The sequence below is a fragment of the Clostridium sp. AF32-7AC genome (assembly GCF_003477925.1).
Lineage (GTDB): Bacteria > Bacillota > Clostridia > Lachnospirales > Lachnospiraceae > Otoolea > Otoolea fessa.
In genome coordinates, this window is record NZ_QUEG01000016.1 from 1 (window position 1) to 14,787 (window position 14,787).

13 protein-coding genes and 2 tRNA genes are annotated in these 14,787 nt (G+C 49.4%); 1 reads left to right on the forward strand and 14 read right to left on the reverse strand.

Features of this window, described 5'->3' with window-relative positions; genetic code table 11:
* Positions 1-72 precede the first annotated feature (72 nt).
* The 12 genes from DWZ45_RS14005 to abc-f form a co-directional block, all read right to left on the reverse strand.
* Positions 73-161, reverse strand: a tRNA-Ser gene (locus DWZ45_RS14005).
* Positions 162-205: 44 nt separating this feature from the next.
* A tRNA-Ser gene (locus DWZ45_RS14010) sits at positions 206-291 on the reverse strand.
* A gap of 268 nt (positions 292-559) precedes the next feature.
* Positions 560-1,255, reverse strand: a complete 696-nt coding sequence (gene rplA, locus DWZ45_RS14015) for a 50S ribosomal protein L1 (protein ID WP_022359097.1) — start codon at positions 1,253-1,255, stop codon at positions 560-562.
* 67 nt (positions 1,256-1,322) lie between these two features.
* The gene (gene rplK, locus DWZ45_RS14020) at positions 1,323-1,748 is read right to left on the reverse strand and encodes a 50S ribosomal protein L11 (RefSeq protein ID WP_022359098.1); all 426 of its coding nucleotides are present in this window, start codon (positions 1,746-1,748) and stop codon (positions 1,323-1,325) included.
* A gap of 69 nt (positions 1,749-1,817) precedes the next feature.
* Positions 1,818-2,336: a transcription termination/antitermination protein NusG gene (gene nusG / locus DWZ45_RS14025; RefSeq protein WP_022359099.1), complete on the reverse strand. Its 519-nt coding sequence runs from the start codon at positions 2,334-2,336 to the stop codon at positions 1,818-1,820.
* Positions 2,337-2,353: 17 nt separating this feature from the next.
* Entirely contained in the window at positions 2,354-2,557 is a 204-nt protein-coding gene (secE, locus tag DWZ45_RS14030) for a preprotein translocase subunit SecE (RefSeq protein ID WP_022359100.1), read from the reverse strand.
* A gap of 58 nt (positions 2,558-2,615) precedes the next feature.
* The gene (gene rpmG, locus DWZ45_RS14035; protein ID WP_207722866.1) at positions 2,616-2,780 is read right to left on the reverse strand and encodes a 50S ribosomal protein L33; all 165 of its coding nucleotides are present in this window, start codon (positions 2,778-2,780) and stop codon (positions 2,616-2,618) included.
* Between the two features lie 261 nt (positions 2,781-3,041).
* The gene (locus DWZ45_RS14040; protein WP_118469485.1) at positions 3,042-3,884 is read right to left on the reverse strand and encodes a YcxB family protein; all 843 of its coding nucleotides are present in this window, start codon (positions 3,882-3,884) and stop codon (positions 3,042-3,044) included.
* 187 nt (positions 3,885-4,071) lie between these two features.
* The gene (locus DWZ45_RS14045) at positions 4,072-4,821 is read right to left on the reverse strand and encodes a ComF family protein (RefSeq protein ID WP_227589763.1); all 750 of its coding nucleotides are present in this window, start codon (positions 4,819-4,821) and stop codon (positions 4,072-4,074) included.
* Positions 4,818-7,184, reverse strand: coding sequence for an ATP-dependent RecD-like DNA helicase (locus tag DWZ45_RS14050; RefSeq protein ID WP_118469486.1), 2,367 nt, complete (start codon positions 7,182-7,184; stop codon positions 4,818-4,820). Before DWZ45_RS14050 ends, DWZ45_RS14045 begins: the two co-directional genes overlap by 4 nt.
* 33 nt (positions 7,185-7,217) lie before the next feature.
* On the reverse strand, positions 7,218-8,219 hold the full coding sequence (locus DWZ45_RS14055; RefSeq protein ID WP_022359104.1) for a rod shape-determining protein: 1,002 nt from the start codon (positions 8,217-8,219) through the stop codon (positions 7,218-7,220).
* Between the two features lie 515 nt (positions 8,220-8,734).
* Entirely contained in the window at positions 8,735-10,288 is a 1,554-nt protein-coding gene (gene abc-f, locus DWZ45_RS14060) for a ribosomal protection-like ABC-F family protein (protein ID WP_118469487.1), read from the reverse strand.
* Positions 10,289-10,617: 329 nt separating this feature from the next.
* On the opposite strand from abc-f, the gene DWZ45_RS14065 reads away from it, so the two are divergent.
* Positions 10,618-11,763, forward strand: a complete 1,146-nt coding sequence (locus DWZ45_RS14065) for a putative ABC transporter permease (RefSeq protein ID WP_107001894.1) — start codon at positions 10,618-10,620, stop codon at positions 11,761-11,763.
* Positions 11,764-11,816: 53 nt separating this feature from the next.
* Here DWZ45_RS14065 and DWZ45_RS14070 read toward each other — a convergent pair whose 3' ends face one another.
* Positions 11,817-13,553, reverse strand: coding sequence for a phospho-sugar mutase (locus DWZ45_RS14070; protein WP_118469488.1), 1,737 nt, complete (start codon positions 13,551-13,553; stop codon positions 11,817-11,819).
* 189 nt (positions 13,554-13,742) lie between these two features.
* Positions 13,743-14,723, reverse strand: a complete 981-nt coding sequence (locus tag DWZ45_RS14075) for a phosphotransferase (RefSeq protein WP_118469489.1) — start codon at positions 14,721-14,723, stop codon at positions 13,743-13,745.
* Positions 14,724-14,787: the final 64 nt, after the last annotated feature.

The following is a 14,787-nucleotide window of genomic DNA, read 5'->3' on the forward strand; positions in this document are numbered from 1 at the left end:
CCTTTGTTCTTAGAATTTTCAGGGTTTTACATACTGTTCAGTTTTCAAGGTTCCTGATGCTTTCGCATCGAACGCAGAAGGAGGGATTTGAACCCTCGCGCCGCTACTAACGACCTACTCCCTTTCCAGGGGAGCCCCTTCAACCTCTTGGGTACTTCTGCAGGTTGATTTTTATATCTTATGAAATTAATAACCGTTTTTGAAACGGAGAGAGTGGGATTCGAACCCACGCGCCCTTTCGGACAAACGGTTTTCAAGACCGCCTCGTTATGACCGCTTCGATATCTCTCCAAAAATGTGCTTAACCATTATATAATGGATATTCATTTTTGTCAAGGACTTTTTCACTTTCTTTTTGAAAGTTTTCACAATCACCTGTGCGTCTTGACTCTTTAATTTTCGTTTCCGCTTTCTCAGCGGCAACAGAACATATTTTATCACTACTAAAGTATAAAGTCAACTGTTTTTTTGACTTTATTTATATTTTTTCGACAATCGAAAAAAAGAGGACGAAAGACCCAAAAGTCCCTCATCCTCTTGATTCTATAACGTCTTCTGATTAGCCAATCAGCTTACCTACGTTCAGCTTAACGCCCGGGCCCATGGTAGAAGTCATGGTTACACTCTTTAAGTAAGCGCCCTTTAAGGTAGCTGGTTTTGCCTTCAGGATAGCGTCAATAAGCGTCTGGAAGTTGTCCGCTAACTGCTCCTCTGTGAAGGAAGCTTTACCTACTGGCACGTGGATAATGTTAGTCTTATCAAGTCTGTACTCGATCTTACCGGCTTTGATATCATTGATAGCTTTGGTTACATCCATAGTAACAGTACCAGCCTTCGGGTTCGGCATTAAGCCCTTCGGTCCAAGTACACGACCAAGACGTCCTACAACGCCCATCATGTCCGGAGTAGCTACTACTACGTCGAAGTCTAACCATCCCTCATTCTGGATCTTCGGGATCAGCTCCTCAGCGCCTACGAAATCTGCGCCTGCAGCCTGAGCCTCTTCTGCCTTCGGTCCCTTAGCAAATACAAGGATACGAACGGTCTTACCAGTTCCGTGCGGCAGTACAACTGCACCACGGATCTGCTGATCAGCATGACGGCCGTCACAACCAGTTCTGATATGAAGTTCTACGGTTTCATCGAATTTAGCACCTGCAGCCTTCTTCACGATGGAGATGGCATCTGCAGCTTCATAAAGGCTTGCGCGATCTACTAATTTAGCAGCCTCTACGTATCTTTTTCCTCTTTTCATTATAAAAAACCTCCTAGTGGTATTGTCGGGGAATTCCCTCCCACGTTACTGATAAACATCCCGAAAATTACTCGGCAACTGTGATACCCATACTTCTTGCTGTACCAGCGATCATGCTCATAGCAGCTTCAAGGCTTGCTGCATTTAAGTCAGGCATCTTTAATTCTGCGATCTTCTGCAGATCCTCTTTCGAGATGCTAGCTACCTTAGTCTTGTTCGGTGTAGCGGAACCGGATTTAATCTTGCAAGCTTTCTTTAACAAAACGGCAGCCGGCGGAGTCTTTGTGATGAAGCTGAAGCTTCTGTCAGCATATACAGTAATAACAACCGGGATGATCATATCGCCCTGGTCTGCTGTCTTAGCGTTGAACTCTTTCGTGAACTGTACGATGTTTACACCGTGCTGTCCAAGAGCCGGACCTACTGGCGGAGCTGGTGTAGCCTTTCCAGCAGGAATCTGTAATTTAATATATCCTGTAACTTTCTTTGCCATTGTTGGCACCTCCTATAAATTGTGGTAATTGCGGGGATTTCCCTCCCACAGGCTCATAAATGAACCTCTTTACATCATCTTCTTGATCTCTGTGAAGTTCAGTTCAACCGGTGTCTCACGGCCAAACAGTTCTACACGAATCGTCAGGGTCTGTCTTTCCTCGTTGATGGACTCGATAACACCAACGGTATCTTTCCATGCCCCTGTCGTTACAACAACCGTGTCGCCGACCTCAAAGTCAACAACAACGCCGGTTTCCTTAAATCCGAGACCGGCCATCTCCTCTTCCGTCAAAGGAACCGGTTTGGAGCCCGGACCAACAAACCCGGTCACTCCGCGGGTGTTGCGTACTACGTACCAGGTATCATCATTCATAACCATGTTGATCAGTACGTATCCGGGAAACATCTTCTTGGCAACCTGTTTATTGGCTCCATTCTTGACTTCGATAACTTCCTGCATCGGCACGGAAACCTCTAAGATCTGATCCTGAAGGTTCCGGTTCTCGATCGTCTTTTCGATGTCAACCTTTACTTTGTTTTCATAGCCGGAATAAGTATGCACTACATACCAATTTGCTTCTGCCATATTTCTCACCTTTGCCTTTACATAACGAAGTGCAGTCCAAACACGATTGCTGTGTCAAGAGCCGCAATGATAAGTCCCAGCGCAACGGAAACGGCGATGACCGCTCCAGTCTGCTTCGTAACTGTCTCTTTGTCAGGCCAGATGATCCTTTTGTACTCAGCTTTTAGACCTTTCCAGAAACTCTTTTTAGGAGCTTTTTTGGTATTTTCTGTATCACCCATTTTTGTCCTCCAAAGCGCTCAGGCAGATGCCCGATCGCGCAGAACCAACCAGTTACTCTTACTTCGTCTCTTTGTGTAACGTGTGTGTCTTACAGAATCTGCAGTACTTTTTGGTTTCCATTCTGTCCGGATGAGTTTTCTTATCCTTGGTCATGTTGTAATTGCGCTGCTTGCATTCTGTGCATGCCAGTGTAATTCTTGTACGCACAACTTCCACCTCCATTTTTCTTAGTATGCGATCTTTCCACTCTCCAACCGGAAATCTGGTTTTTGAGCATAAAAAAAAGACCTATGTTCTTCCATTCGCCCGTCTACTATATCATAAAAGAAGCGGCGCGTCAAGCAATAACTTGCCGACATTCGCCGCCTCTTTTATATTATAGATATCGTTTTCACTTAGTGCAGGCTGGAACCAGATTCTGCCCGCGCCTCGTATTTCACATTATCAGGACTTACAATGATGCTATAAAACAATCAGAAAGGTTTATTCATCCACTTTCTCCTCGTTTACAGCGTCTGTCTTTTCTTCCACATTTTCATGGCTGTCTGTGGTATCCGGCTCCGCCTTTTCAAGCTCATCGGTTTCTTCCTCATCCGCCGCCTGGCTTCCGATAAAATGCGCCATTTTTCCAATCTTACCCATATGGCTTGTATCCACGCGGGTGATCTCCGGCTCATCAGCTTCCACAACATCATCCTCAAGCGCTGCGTTCTGATGCAGGGCGCCGCCCTCCTGATTCTCCGCATTTTCCGGATTTTTTGTCACGGATGGATATTCTTCCGGTTTTTCCTTGGCATCCGCAAGCTTTTCATTCATGAATGTCTCAAACTGCTTTTGCTCTTCCTCGCTGGAAAATGCCGACTTGGCGATAAACTGCCAGGTTTTCTCGTTCGTCTCAAGCAGATACATCCGCTCAATCTCAACCATCTGCTCAATGTCGCTGTAGCTGTAAGTCTTGGTCATCTCCTGTGCCGCAACCGTCATGGTCAGTGTCTTCTCATCCAGCGTCAGATGTACGACTGGGAAATTGCCCGTCTTTTCCAAATTTTTAAGTCCGCTCCGTTTCCAGATCATACGCTCCTGGTTCTGGTTTGAAATCATGTAAAACATGCCGATGCCGACCAGCACCGCTATCACGATGGACGGTACAAGAAGAACCAGATTGCCCTTTGCCTGCATCACATTTTTTCCCAGAAAGAGAGCTAAAAATGCGACATATAAGAGTGCCGACACCATCTTCATTTTCTTGGACTCATGCTTAAGCACGTTCCAGTGAATCCAGTTTTTATAATCTTCCTTTTCCAGGCGATATTCAAATTCCTGCATTCTTTTTACTCCTTTTCTTTCTTACTTGAAATCTCCCCCTGCATTCCTTCCGTCTCCTGAACCTCTTTTTGCCTCTCCCGCAAACTTTTAGATTCAAATGCTTTCTACTATTCTTTTCGTCCAGAAATGCCGGAGTATTTCCACTTATAAGGCTTCCCTCTGCCTATCTTCTCTATCATATCCCACTTTAGCGTCCTTGTCCAATACAAACGGCAAAAAAGCAGACTTTTTCGATCCCTGCAGACAGAAGCGCCCGGGTACACGCTTCCGCCGTGCTTCCGGTCGTATAAATATCATCCACGAGAAGCACGTTTTGCACACCACTTGCCCGGATTGCCTCCGCATCTGCCTGAAACGCCTGTTGTAAATTCCGGAGCCGTTCATCTGGATTCAGCTCTTTCAGGGGTTCTGTATTTCGTATCCGATATAAAAATTCCGGGCACACCGGCATTTCCAGCCGCTCGCCCATCCGCTTTGCCAGAACCTCCGCCTGATTGAAACCGCGTTTCCGTTTCCGCGCCGGGTGGACCGGAACGGGAACCAGACCGTCAAACTGCCACTCCTCCCGATTTTCATGCTGCCTCAGCTTTTCCGCTGCAGCTTCGGCATAAAAATCGAGATATTCCCTCTTATTTTTATATTTAACCGCTGCCATCGAGCGCGCAGCTTCCTCCGTATAGTTAAAGAGTGCCATCCCACGCGCAAATGACCGGCGGTGTTTCACACAGTCTGGACAATATTCGATTTCTTCACTCCAAACTTCTTTTCCACATTTCTGACAAACCGGCGATTTGACAGGCGAAAGCCTCAAAAGACACGAAGGACAAATAAGCCTGCCCTTCGGCGTCACGATCTCCCCGCAGACCGGGCAGCGCCTTGGATATAGCGCATCCAGAGCGGCGCGGGGGAATTGATTCCATTTTATATTTTTTATCACAATGTCTCCATAATTTCTTCAATGCGGTCGCGCAGTCCCGAATAGCGCTTCTGTTCCATCTCATTGTCCACCATCTGCTGAAACACATACGGGACACCGACCAGGCAGACACAGGCTCTTGCCCTTGTAACCGCCGTGTAAATCAGATTCCGCGTCATCAGCATCTGCGGTCCGCTCCAGACCGGAATCACGACCGCCGGATACTCGCTTCCCTGCGACTTGTGGATCGTGATCGCATATGCCAGTTCCAGCTCCTCCAGCTGCTTGAAGCTGTACTCAACACGTTTTCCCTCATCATACTCCACGGTTACCAGCTCCGCAAAGGTATTGATCTCGCGGATGCGCCCAAGATCCCCGTTGAACACGCCGGCTCCCTTGTCCACCGGAATGCCGCTGCGGTTGTAGGAGGTCCACTCAATCTGATAATTGTTCTTGATCTGCATGACCTTGTCGCCCACACGAAACGTCGTCTCGCCATACTCTTTTTCCGCCTTTTCTGCCGATGGCGGATTTAAAAATTCCTGCAAAATGGAATTTAACCGTATCGATCCCAGCACTCCCTTCCGCATCGGCGTCATGACCTGTACCTCAAACAAATCGGCATGGACGTAATTCGGCAGTTTTTCACGTACCAGCGTGATCATTGCATTGATGATCGCATTCGGATCATCACGCTTTATAAAGAGGAAATCCCTGCTTGACTTTCCGATCGGAATGCGCTCTCCGGCATTGATGCGGTGGGCATTGACGATAATATCGCTCTGCGCCGCCTGCCGGAAAATCCGGGTTAGCTTTACCACATGGAAACACTCTGACTCGATGATATCACGCAGGACATTGCCCGGTCCGACGCTCGGAAGCTGATCCACATCACCCACCAGAATCAGACGTGTGCCGACATTGACCGCCCGGAGCAGCGAATGCATCAGATTGATATCCACCATCGACATTTCATCGATAATGATGACATCAGCTTCCAGCGGATTGTCCTCGTTCCGCTCAAAATGCATCGAAGTCGTCCGGCTCTTCTCATCCTCCTCTGGCATTCCCGTCAGTTCTAACAGGCGGTGAATCGTCTTCGCCTCATAGCCTGTCGCCTCGGTCATCCTTTTTGCTGCGCGTCCGGTCGGGGCTGCCAGCAGGATATCCATGTCGCCCTTTTCAAAATACCGGATGATCGTGTTAATCGTCGTCGTTTTTCCGGTACCCGGACCGCCCGTGATTACCAAAAGTCCGCAGTTGACCGCCTCAATCACCGCGCGGATCTGCAGTTCATCCAGCTCGATCTGTTCCTCTTTCTGGATGACTGCCAGACTTTTCCGAATCTGTTCTTCCGATTCGGAACCAGTGATGTTTAAGTCGTGCAGCATGCGGGCGGTGTTTAGCTCGGTATAATAGTAGTGTGATGCATAAACGGCGCATTCCGGGGCGTTTGCTATATTTGATACATTTGATGCATTCGGTTCACCCAAAACATCTGGCTGCGGCTGCATCTGCCCCGACACTGCCGATTCCGCCTGAACAAAAACATCCATTTCTGCTGTTTTCTGCTTTTTCCTCTCCCGGATCACCAGCCGTTTATCCATCTGCATATCCATCAGATGCTTGTCAATCTCGGAAATCTCAACCTGTAGAAGCTTTGCCGCCCGATCCGCCAGCTCGTCCTCCGGCAGGTATGTGTGCCCGTTCGCCGTCGCCTGATAGAGTGTATACAGGATGCCGCTCTTGATGCGGAAATCCGAATCTGCCACGATTCCTATCTTCGCCGCGATCTCGTCTGCCATCTTAAAACCGACGCCCGGAATATCGTCCGCCAGCTTATACGGATTGTTCTGGAGAATCGTGTACATTGCCGGACCGTATTCCTGGTAGATTTTAACCGCCAGATTGATGGAAATGCCATAATTTTGCAGAAACATCATCGCCTGGCGCATATCGCGCTTTTCCTCGACCTGTTCACCGATGGACATCGCCATTTTTTCACTGATTCCCTTGACCTCCGCGAGGCGTTCCGGCTCTTCTTCCATGATGCGGAATGTGTCCGCCTTAAATTTTTTAACAATCCTGGAAGCTAAAGCAGCCCCGACGCCTTTGATGGCGCCGGAGCCTAAATATCGTTCCATGGAAACAGTATCCTCAGGCGCTTTCAGCTCATAGCTTTCCACCGCCATCTGTTCCCCGTAAATCGGATGCTCGGTCATACGCCCGCTCGCCTCGATCATCTCGCCCTCTGCGATGTAGGAAAAAGTGCCAACCAGCACATATTCCTCCCCGTCGTCCAAGCCGCTGATAGAGAGAACCGTATAGCCATTGTCCTCATTGCGGTATTTTATTTTTTCAATATATCCTTTAACTGCTGCCATATTTTTATGCTATCCGCCTTCCGGCGGTTCTCTTTAATCGTAGTTTTTCTTCTCACCGTGAGCGAACTCGATAAACTTACCAGTTCCGATCGCAACTGCGGTCAGCGGATCCTCTGCGATCATCGTGGAAATGCCAGTTTTCTCCTCGATCAGGGCATCCAGACCGCTTAACAGTGCGCCGCCGCCTGTCAGTACGATACCACGGTCAAAAATGTCGGCTGCCAATTCCGGCGGCGTCCGCTCGAGTACGTTGTGAACGGCATCTACAATCTGGAGTGCCGGCTCGCGCAGCGCTTCCAGCGTCTCGTCGGATGTGACAACGATCGTCTTCGGAAGTCCGGTAACCAGATTTCGTCCGCGCACTTCCATCGTGATTACCTCCGGACGGCGGTATGCCGCACCGATATTTATCTTGATCTCCTCAGCGGTTCTCTCACCGATCAAAAGATTGTGTTTCTTTCTCATGTAACGGACCAGTGCCTCGTCGAAGTCATCACCAGCCACTTTAATAGAAGTGCTGACTACGGTACCGCCCAGAGAAATAACGGCGATATCTGCCGTACCACCACCAATATCTACGATCATGTTGCCGCACGCCTTGGAAATATCGATACCAGCGCCGATCGCAGCTGCTACCGGCTCCTCGATGATCGAAACCTCGCGTGCGCCAGCCTGGTAAGTCGCATCCTCAACCGCCTTGCGCTCTACCTCGGTCGCACCGCTCGGGATGCAGACGCTGATACGCGGCTTGCGGAGTGTCTTCTTGCCGACTGCCTTGTTGATGAAATATTTCATCATCTTCTCTGTCACTGTATAATCTGAAATAACCCCCTGGCGCAACGGACGGACCGCTACGATATTGCCAGGGGTTCTGCCGATCATCAGGCGGGCTTCCTCGCCGATCGCCATGATCTTATTCGTATCCCGATCGATCGCCACTACGGACGGCTCTTTCAGTACGACACCTTTTCCCTTGATATATACAAGGATGCTGGCTGTACCCAGATCGATACCAATATCATTGGACATCAACATAGTTGTTTTCCTCCTGCTCTGAATATGCACTCTTGAGTACATAAATCTATGAGTTTCATTGTATTTTATCTTCTTTATTTCAGCTTTTTTCGCTGTCATCCAGCCCGCGCATTGTTTTAGAGCGGACTATACCACTTACTATTATATACAACTTTCGATTCTTTTGAAAGAGGTTTTTATTTTTTTATGGACTTTATATTTTTTTTATGAAAGGGACATATTTTAGTCACAAGTTTCTCCTATAATACAAGTATGTTATCCGAAAGGGTAACAGGCCTTTGTTTCAAGTGTTACTTGAAATAAAAAAGCTTTTTCATACTCATACCGGACGATACAAATCGTCCGGCCCCCCTAAGCCAATTTCTTTTTTATATATACCTACCATTCCCAATTTAAGAAAAACAGGAACGCCGTCGGACTCTCAGCCGATGGCGTTCCTGTTTTTTGTCAGTGCCGGACACCTAAAAAAAGGGCTCTATACTGAATGTTGGGGTACGCTGAAAAACATTTTTTTCTTATATTTTCAGACTCCACTCACTGCAGTCCCAGACCTTCGTTGCGAATCCCTCATAGAAATCCGGTTCATGGCAGATCAGAAGGATATTTCCTTTGTACGCCGCCAGCGCACGCTTTAACTCCTCCTTCGCCTCAACGTCCAGATGGTTCGTCGGCTCGTCGAGAAGCAGAAGGTTCGTCTCGCGGTTGATCAGCTTACACAGGCGCACTTTTGCCTGCTCGCCACCGCTGAGCACGCGCACCTGGCTCTCGATGTGCTGGGTCGTCAGACCGCATTTTGCCAGTGCGGAACGCACCTGGTACTGGGTGTAGGACGGAAATTCTTTCCAGATCTCATCGATGCAGGTCGTCGTATTGCCCGGCGCCATCTCCTGTTCGAAATAGCCGATGGAGAGATAATCGCCCAGCGTCACCTTGCCGGACACCGCTGGAATCAAACCTAAAATACTCTTTAAAAGCGTCGTCTTTCCAATTCCGTTGGCACCGACCATCGCAATCTTCTCGCCGCGCTCCATATAGAGGTTCAGCGGACGGGACAGGGGCTCGTCGTAACCGATCACCAGATCCTCCGTCTCAAAAATACATTTTCCGGAGGCTCTCGCCTCCAGGAAGTTGAACTCTGGCTTCGGTTTTTCCTTCGCCAGTTCGATCACATCCATTTTATCCAGCTTTTTCTGGCGGGACATCGCCATATTTCGCGTGGAAACACGCGCTTTATTGCGTGCCACAAAATCCTGCAGCTGCGCGATCTCCTGCTGCTGACGCTTATACGCTGCCTCGAGCTGCGCTTTCTTCGCCTCGTGCACCTCGAGAAACTTGTCGTAATCGCCCACATAGCGGTCAAGCCGCTGATTTTCCATATGATAAATGATATTTACTACGCTATTTAAGAACGGAACATCGTGTGAAATCAGGATGAACGCATTTTCATATTCCTGCAAATACCGTTTCAGCCACTCGATGTGCTGCACATCCAGATAGTTCGTCGGCTCGTCCAACAACAAGATATCTGGCTTTTCCAGAAGCAATTTCCCGAGCAGTACCTTCGTTCTCTGTCCGCCGCTCAAATCCGTTACATCGCGGTCCAGACCGATATCGGTCAGCCCCAGCGCACGTCCGACTTCCTCCACCTTCGCATCGATGGAATAAAAATCGTGGTTCATCAGAAGATCCTGGATCGTTCCCAGCTCTTCCATCATCACGTTCATCTCATCCTCCGATGCCTCGCCCAGATGGTCGCAGATTTCATTCATCTGCACTTCCAGCTCAAACAGGAAGGAAAATGCGCTCTTCAAAACCTCGCGGATCGTCATGCCTTTTTCCAGCACCGTGTGCTGATCCAGATAGCCGACGCGCACCCGCTTTGACCACTCTACTTTTCCCTCGTCCGGCTGCATATGCTCGGTAATAATATTCATAAACGTCGATTTACCCTCGCCATTCGCACCGATCAGACCGATGTGCTCACCCTTTAACAGGCGGAACGAAACATCCTGAAAAATCGCCCGGTCACCAAAACCGTGGCTTAAATGTTCTACATTCAGTATACTCACGTGTGTACCTCTCCTATTTTTCTTTTTATTGTAAATTGTTTGTATTTGTTGAATTGTTCTTTGTTTTTCTGCAAATTTTATCCTGGAAAACAACTCCACTCCATATAAGATTTGCTTTCTGTACGTCTGCCTGCTGTCTGTGGCAAAGCCGACTTCGATTTATTGTACACGAAGCATGCTTTTGTGGCAAGCGGAGATTTTGGAATTATCTTTTTTCACCCAGATGCCTTGAACTTTTCTAGATTTATATAGTAAGATAAGAAACAACTTCATTTTAGATACGTTTTTCAACCAATGAGAAAATGACTTGATTTTCTAAAGGAGGTTTTATGTATACCTATACCTGGTACCAATGGCTAGCTTTTTTCTATGTATACTGCTTTTTAGGGTGGATTTTCGAATCGACTTATGTTTCCCTGAAACAGAAACGGCTCGTCAACCGCGGATTTCTGAGGCTTCCGATGCTGCCGCTCTACGGTTCCGGCGCGGTGATGATGCTCTGGGTGTCCCTGCCGGTGCGGGACAGCCTGCCCCTCGTCTATATTTCCGGTTTTATCGCCGCCACGGCGCTTGAATATGTCACCGGCGCCGTCATGGAACGCCTATTCAAGGTCCGCTACTGGGATTACAGCAGCCAGCCGTTCCAGCTGCACGGCTATATCTGCCTGAGTTCCTCGATCGCATGGGGATTTCTGACGATCCTTATGACCGATGTCATCCATGATCCGATCGCCCGCACTGTGCTTGCGGTTCCTCCGGTTATCCTGCTCATCTGCGATTTCGTCATCAGCGTCCTTTTCACCGCCGATGCTTACGAATCCATCAAGGCAGCCCTGGCTCTGGGTCATACGCTGGAAGCTATGACAAAGCTCAAAGCCGATATCGAAGAGCTCCAGTCCAAGATCGAGCTGCTGCGTGAGGAAGCCATTGAGCGCGGCGCCCTGACCCGTGAAGAAACAGCCGAAAAACTGGCAGCCGCCCAGGCAGAAGCCGCCCGCAGACTTGCCGCCATCCGCAGTGACGCCGAAGAACGCCTGGCAACCGCACGCGCCGAGACTGCCAGACAACTGCAGGCGGCTGCCACCGAACACAAAGAGCGCCTGGCTGAGACCAAGGCACTCGCCGAAAAACGCCTGTCCGATGTTCGAGAAGAAACCACGTCCCGCATCGAAGCTGCCAAAGCAGGAAACGCAGAACGCATCGAAGCTGCCAAACAGCGCGTCAACGAGCGCATTGCCGAAGTCCGCACCGAAGTCGATGCCCGCATCGCCTTCGACAACCGCCTCACCCGCCTGAGCACCCGGTTAGAAGAACTCAAACACCGCCGCCAGTCCCTGCGCCCGGCTAAAAAGCTCCATGCCTTCTACCGCCGCGGGCTGCTAAGAGGAAATCCTACTGCGGTTTCGTCGAAATTTGCAGCGGCGTTGAAAGAATTAAAAGAACAAAATAGCACAAAAATAGGACCTTTCGCATGAACGAATGGTCCTATTTCTTTTAGGAACTTATTTCATATCTTCTTTTTATTTTTCTACAGCAGTCCATTGACAATCGCCATCACAGCCTCGCCTACCTTCTCTGATTTCGCTGCCGCGTCTTCCAGGGAGGTACCTTTCACGCCGTAGTAGAACTTGATCTTCGGCTCGGTTCCGGACGGGCGGACGCAGAGCCATGCGTTGTCTTCCAGTTCGTAGTAGAGAACATTGGAGGATGGAAGTCCGGTCGGTTTTACCTCGCCGGTTGCCAGATCCTTGACGGTATCTGCCTTGTAATCGCGGACAGCCAGCACTTTATGTCCGGCAAAATCGGACGGTGTGTGGGCGCGGAAATATTCCATGATCTCCTGAATTTTTGCCAGTCCCTCGATGCCCTTTAAGCCGATGGACTTCACTTCATCTTTATAATAGCCGTATTTCTCGTACATCTCGACCATCGCATCCCACAGCGTCATGCCTTTTTCCTTGTAATAAGCAGCCGCCTCGCAGAGTGCTGCGGTTGCGGAAATGGCATCTTTATCGCGTGCGTATGTACCGATCAGGCAGCCATAGCTCTCTTCCATGCCAAACAGATAGGTTCCTTTGCCTTCCTGCTCATTTTTGAGAACCTGTTTGCCGATCCACTTAAATCCGGTCAGAACCTCGATGAGCTCTGCGCCGTAATTCTTCGCAACTGCATCTACCAGATTCGTCGTAACGATGGATTTAACAACCTGTCCATCTGCCGGAATCTTGCCGTTTGCCTGTTTCTGGCTGAGCACATACTCGCAGAGCAGGGAGCCGGACATATTGCCGGTCAGCGGAATGTATTCGCCGGACTTGGTATCTTTGACATACACGCCCAGACGATCGGCATCCGGATCGGTTGCCAGAACGAGGTCTGCATTTTTCTCTTTTGCCAGAGCCAGTCCCAATTCAAATGCTTCCTTTGCCTCCGGGTTCGGATAGCTGACGGTCGGGAAATCGCCGTCTGGAAGCTCCTGCTGCGGAACCACATATACATGGGTAAATCCAAGCTCTTTCATCACACGGCGTGCCGGGATATTGCCCGTGCCGTGAAGCGGTGTATACACGATCGTGATCTGATCCTGCATGCGGTCAATCGCGCCCTGATTGACTACCTGTGCCTTGACCTGTGCAATATATTTGTCGTCGATCGCTGCACCGATGATCTCGTAGAGTCCTTTTGCCTTTGCCTCTTGTGCTCCCATCGTCTTAACGGTGGAAAGATCGGTGATCGCCATAACTTCCTCAGTCACGCCCTTGTCATGCGGCGGTGTAAACTGTGCGCCGTCCTCCCAGTAAACCTTGTAGCCGTTGTACTCCGGCGGGTTGTGGCTGGCGGTGATGTTGATGCCGGCGATGCAGCCAAGCTCGCGGACGGCAAAGGAAAGCTCCGGCGTCGGGCGCAGCGTCTCGAACCGGTACGCCTTGATGCCATTTGCCGCCAGTGTCAGCGCTGCTTCCTCGGCAAATTCCGGGGACATATGACGGGAGTCAAATGCGATCGCCACGCCTTTTGCCGCGCCGCCCTGCTTGATGATGTAATTTGCCAGTCCCTGGGTCGCACGGCGGACGGTGTAGATATTCATCCGGTTAATACCTGCACCGATGATGCCGCGCAGTCCTGCCGTACCAAACTCCAAATCCATATAGAAACGCTCTTTAATCTCATTTTCATCGCCCTCAATGGCGCATAATTCCTCTTTCGTTGCCTCGTCAAAGTATGGATTTTCCAGCCATTCTTTGTAAATCGTCATGTAATCCTTCATGATTCACTTACCCCCTGCTTTCTTCTAGGATGACTTTCTTTTTCTCCATTATAGTATAATTATTCTGAAAAATAAAGAGAATTTCGGTTACTATTCTTTGTCTTTATTTTTTCTCTTTTCAAAGTTTCTCCATAATGTATCGAATACGCTTAACCAAAGAATTTATATGCATATGTAAATCAACATTTCTTATCGGATTGCCTCAAGAAAGAGGTTCCTCGCCGTCTGCTGTTCTTCCAGCTTCTGCAGTTTTTCAATGCTGCGGACTGGAATCCACGCCTTGCCTGCATTATAATAAAAATTTAACTGTTTCCAGTATTTTTCCGGATATAAAAACAGGTAATAGAGGTATGTCCGCTCCTGTGCATTCAACGGCAGAATACGATCATACGTCTCCAGCAGCCGCATCCCCAGACGCAAATCCCAGCCATGCTTTTCCAATATTTTGCGCGTAAAATGATACAGGTCTTCGACCTGGACGCCCCGGTGCATCCGGTTAAATTCAATCACCGCCATCTCATTTTCTTCTACCAATAAAATATGATGCTGGTTCAGATCCCCGTGACACAAATAGTTTTCCGGCTCGCCATCCTGCTCGATCTGCGCTTTCAGCCCGCCTGCTGCTTCCTGCGCCTGCTCATAAAAGATGGCAAAGCTTCCGCTGACTGCCCTCTCAAAATCCGATTTACGCCGTTTTTTCCGGATATAATTCCGCGTACGGACAAGTTCCCGGTTGTGGCGCTCCATCTCCGCCACCGCCGGACGCGTGAGAATTGACCCCAGATTCCACGACTCATCGATCGCAATGCCGCGCAATGTCCGGTGCAGCTTCGCGATCTGCCCGACCGCCCGGACTACCTCCGCCTCGCTCTGCACACTGCACTCGCGCCCGGAAAACCATTCCTTCACAACACACCGCGTTCCATCCTCCGCCACCGACAAAATCTCGCCCTCCCGGTTCCGCATATACTGATCGGTCCGGCATGTTTTCTGATTTTGCAGAACATTCATGATTTGTTCTTCAAATTCAAGACGTTTGACGGTCCCCTTATATTCCCGGAGGAGTTTTAACCCCTGACTCGTCTCGCAGATCCACGCGCCTCTTCCACGGCGCTTCGACTGCACTTCCAGTTCATACTGTTCCAGCACCTCGGTTGTTCTCTCGTTCACAACTTCCCCCTCCTGCCTCTATCCGGCTGCCCGCCTTTCCATTTCCCAAAAGAATGTGGACAGC

What these genes read in the sequence shown, in the direction of transcription:
- rplA (WP_022359097.1), bottom strand. Translation starts at nt 1,255, where the DNA reads ATGAAAAGAGGAAAAAGATACGTAGAGGCTGCTAAATTAGTAGATCGC.
- rplK (WP_022359098.1), bottom strand. Translation starts at nt 1,748, where the DNA reads ATGGCAAAGAAAGTTACAGGATATATTAAATTACAGATTCCTGCTGGA.
- nusG (WP_022359099.1), bottom strand. Translation starts at nt 2,336, where the DNA reads ATGGCAGAAGCAAATTGGTATGTAGTGCATACTTATTCCGGCTATGAA.
- secE (WP_022359100.1), bottom strand. Translation starts at nt 2,557, where the DNA reads ATGGGTGATACAGAAAATACCAAAAAAGCTCCTAAAAAGAGTTTCTGG.
- rpmG (WP_207722866.1), bottom strand. Translation starts at nt 2,780, where the DNA reads ATGGAGGTGGAAGTTGTGCGTACAAGAATTACACTGGCATGCACAGAA.
- DWZ45_RS14040 (WP_118469485.1), bottom strand. Translation starts at nt 3,884, where the DNA reads ATGCAGGAATTTGAATATCGCCTGGAAAAGGAAGATTATAAAAACTGG.
- DWZ45_RS14050 (WP_118469486.1), bottom strand. Translation starts at nt 7,184, where the DNA reads ATGGCAGCAGTTAAAGGATATATTGAAAAAATAAAATACCGCAATGAG.
- DWZ45_RS14055 (WP_022359104.1), bottom strand. Translation starts at nt 8,219, where the DNA reads ATGTTGATGTCCAATGATATTGGTATCGATCTGGGTACAGCCAGCATC.
- DWZ45_RS14065 (WP_107001894.1), top strand. Translation starts at nt 10,618, where the DNA reads ATGTATACCTATACCTGGTACCAATGGCTAGCTTTTTTCTATGTATAC.
- DWZ45_RS14070 (WP_118469488.1), bottom strand. Translation starts at nt 13,553, where the DNA reads ATGAAGGATTACATGACGATTTACAAAGAATGGCTGGAAAATCCATAC.